Origin of the sequence: uncultured Roseovarius sp. (genome assembly GCF_913054395.1) — a bacterium.
In the GTDB taxonomy this organism is placed as follows: Bacteria; Pseudomonadota; Alphaproteobacteria; order Rhodobacterales; family Rhodobacteraceae; genus Roseovarius.
In genome coordinates, this window is record NZ_CAJXIP010000235.1 from 1 (window position 1) to 3429 (window position 3429).

Sequence of the window (3429 nt, forward strand, 5' to 3'; positions counted from 1 at the left end):
CCCAACTGTCGGGTATTGGCGCAGCCGACTTTGTGACCGCATTGCGCCAGATCAGGGCGCTGGCAACCACCCCGATCATCCTGTTGCAAACCAACTGTTCGGCAGAAGAGCGCCGCGCCGTTCTGCGCGCGGGGGCTGATGATATCCTGACCAAACCCGTGCAAGAATCGCTTTTGCTTGCGCGGCTGCGCAACCTCTTGCGCCAGCATTACAACAATCACGATCTTACCGTCCACTCGGGGGCGGCCCCTGTTCGTGGATTTGACGAGGCCCGGCGCGAGTTTCAGTCACCCGGCCACATCGCCATCGTCGCGCCTACCAAGCCCGAAGCGCTCGCGCTTCAGGGGATGATATCGCAAGATTCGGACCATCAGTTCACTGCCTTTGGCACCGATCAGGCGATGCCGATTCCCGCAAGCCAGCCGATCGCGGATGTCTATATATTGCGGATTGGTCTTGCGGATGCCGAAGACGGGCTGCGCCTTCTGGCCGAGTTGAAGGCGGCACAACGCACCCATGCCTGTCCCGTGATCGCACTTTTGGACGATGATTCGAGCCCGCTGGCCGTCACCCTGCTTGATATGGGGGCAAATGATGTGATCTTCGGGCTGTCGGATCGCCATGAACTCGCGCGGCGGATGGCCAACCAGCTGCGCCACAAGCGGCGCGGCGAGCGGATGCGCGCGCAGCTTTTGTCGGGGCTTCAGGCGGCGATGGCCGATCCCCTGACCGGGGCCTATAACCGCCGCTATGCGCTACCATTCCTGAACCAGATCATTGAGGATTGGCACAAGACCCAAGAGCCATTTGCGGTGATGGTCGCTGATCTGGATTTTTTCAAGACGGTGAATGACCGCTTTGGCCACGCTGCCGGCGACAGCGTGCTCTGCGCCGTCACGAACAAGATTCGCGCCCATCTGCGTGACGGCGACATGCTGGCACGGATCGGAGGCGAAGAGTTTCTGATCGTGACCCTCGGAACCACCCGCGCCCGCGCCCGGCAAACCGCCGACCGTCTTTGTCATATGATCCGCCAGACACCAATCAAGATAGCAGGCCAGAGCGACCCTCTGCATGTCACCATCAGCATCGGTGTGACCATGGTTCCACAGGGCCCGGCCCATGTCGCGCCCAGTGTCGACCGCCTTCTGGAAGAGGCCGATCGCGCACTTTACGTGGCCAAGGCGCAGGGGCGCAACAAGGTAACATTCTGTGCCCGCTCGGCGGCCTGAACCGGAAAGCTACGCGGTCTTGTCGTGGCGATACGCGCGCGGCGACTGACCCCAGACCTCGATAAAGGCACGGGTAAAGGCGCTTCTGCTGCTAAATCCCACCATCTCGGCGACGCGTTTCACCGGTTCGCGCCGCTCGCTCAAAAGCTGCGCCGCGCGCGCCAGTCGAAGCGCGCGCAAGAACCCCATCGGCGCGCGACCATAAGAGGCCTGAAACCGCTCGGCAAAGCGCGACCGGCTCATCCCCGCGATCTCTGCCAGCCCTTCCAGGGAATGCGCGCCGCCCGGATCGTCAAGCATCGCACGCAGGCTCCGCCAGAGCCCCGGATTGGCCAGCGCGCCAACCCATAGAACCGCCGGATCACCGGCATCAAGGCGCTGACGCAGCATCTCGATCACGCATTGCAGCAACAGCACCCGGATCATCGCGCGACGCCCGGTGCGCGGTTGCTTCACCTCATCCACCAAGGCATTGATTGCCCGCTCGACGCCCGGCGCATCGGCGAGATCAAGCGTCAGCGGCGTGCGCATCAGATCGACAAGCCCGTGCGTATCGCGCAGGCCAAGCCGGACCGACGAGCAGAGCACCACCATATTGCCGCATCCCTCGCCGCGCGCGACATGTTCTTCAAGATCAAGCCCGACAGGGCGACATTCAGGCAGGCCCACCTGCCCGCCGCCATGGTTGTGCAGCGAGTGATGCAGGCTTGACGGCACAAGCACCAGCCGCCCCGGCATCAGATCAATCGACGGCAGTGACTGAAAGCTGATCTGCCCCCGCCCGCCAAGCACGTAATGCAGGGTCGCCCCCGTGGCGCGGCCAAGGCCAAGCGTACAGGCCCCCTCAAGCGCGCAGATCGCGAAGGGGTCGGCGCGAATATCCAGTTCGGTCAGAACATGGTCGTGCGGGGCGGGCATCTGATTGACTGTCTTCATGCCACGAGCCTGCCATGGATCGGTTAATTGGACACCAAAACAAATCGTGAAGTGCCAATATTGGGACGAAAAGGCACATCACCCCTGTCACCTTGGGTCTTGTGAAACCACAGCCGAAAAGGATTACGCTATGTGCAACTGCTCTGATCACTCGCATGACCATGACCCCAAATTTACCCGCCGCCAGGCCCTGACTGGCACCGCGGCGCTTGGCGCGGCAACCGCCGCCACCTTTGCCGCAGGCACCGCCGAGGCACAGGCCGCAGACCCCTATGCGCCCCCTGCGCAACCGGCGCTTCCGCCAAGTGACATGGTGCTTGACCTGTCGCGCACGGCCCTTGTGGTCACCGACCCGCAAGTCGATTTCCTGTCGCCCGAAGGGGTAACCTGGGGCGTGGTCGGAGAAAGCGTAACGCGCAACAACACCGTCGAAAATATCGGCCGTCTGTTTCGTGCAGCCAAGGCCAAGGGCATCCCCGTCGCAGTGTCGCCACATTACTATTACCCCACCGATCACGGCTGGAAATTCGAAGGCGCGCTTGAAAAATTGATGCACAAGATCGGCATGTTCGACCGCAAAGGCCCGCTGTCGCTTGACGGGTTCGACGGATCGGGCGCCGATTACATGCCTGAATACAAAGACGATATTCTTGACGGTCAGACCATCATTTGCTCACCGCACAAAGTTTACGGCCCCGAGACCAACGATCTTGTGCTGCAACTGCGCAAACGCGGCATTGACCAGGTGATCCTGGCGGGCATGTCGGCCAACCTGTGCACCGAAAGCCATTTGCGCGAGCTGCTTGAGCAGGGTTTTGAGGTCGCCGTGGTCTCTGACGGGACCGCCGCCGCCATGCTGCCCGAGGGTGACGGCTATCTCGCCGCGCTGACCAACTTCCGCTACATGGCGAATGCGCTCTGGAGCACAGATGAGGTTGTCGAGAAGCTGGGCTGATCCTGCCCTGCGTGGCATGCGTCTCCGGCCTGCACCCCTCACGGGTGCAGGCATTTTCTTTTCCCGCAAACCGTCGTAACACGTTTCCAGACACCACAGGCGACAGGGAAAATCCATGACTGAAACCATGATCGGCGTAATCGGCGGCTCTGGCCTATATGACATTGACGGGCTGGTGAATGCCAGCTGGCAGGCAGTTGAAACCCCCTGGGGGGCGCCCTCGGACCAGATCCTGACAGGCATGCTTGACGGCGTCAAAATGGCCTTCCTGCCGCGTCACGGGCGCGGTCATGTGCATTCGCCGAC

3 protein-coding genes and 1 pseudogene are annotated in these 3429 nt (G+C 61.9%); 3 read left to right on the forward strand and 1 reads right to left on the reverse strand.

The window, feature by feature from the left end:
• Window positions 1–1232 (forward strand): diguanylate cyclase (locus tag QZ522_RS18565; RefSeq protein ID WP_294615093.1); only part of this gene is annotated, 1232 nt, incomplete at its 5' end.
• A 9-nt stretch (window positions 1233–1241) separates the two neighbouring features.
• Here the strand turns inward: QZ522_RS18565 and QZ522_RS18570 are convergent.
• Window positions 1242–2168 (reverse strand): AraC family transcriptional regulator, encoded by a 927-nt coding sequence (locus QZ522_RS18570; RefSeq protein ID WP_294615096.1) that lies wholly within the window; start codon window positions 2166–2168, stop codon window positions 1242–1244.
• Between the two features lie 130 nt (window positions 2169–2298).
• Between QZ522_RS18570 and QZ522_RS18575 the strand changes: the two genes are divergently transcribed.
• Window positions 2299–3123, forward strand: a complete 825-nt coding sequence (locus tag QZ522_RS18575) for a cysteine hydrolase (RefSeq protein WP_294615099.1) — start codon at window positions 2299–2301, stop codon at window positions 3121–3123.
• Between the two features lie 115 nt (window positions 3124–3238).
• Window positions 3239–3429 (forward strand): annotated as a pseudogene (locus tag QZ522_RS18580) (S-methyl-5'-thioadenosine phosphorylase); the annotation flags it as partial.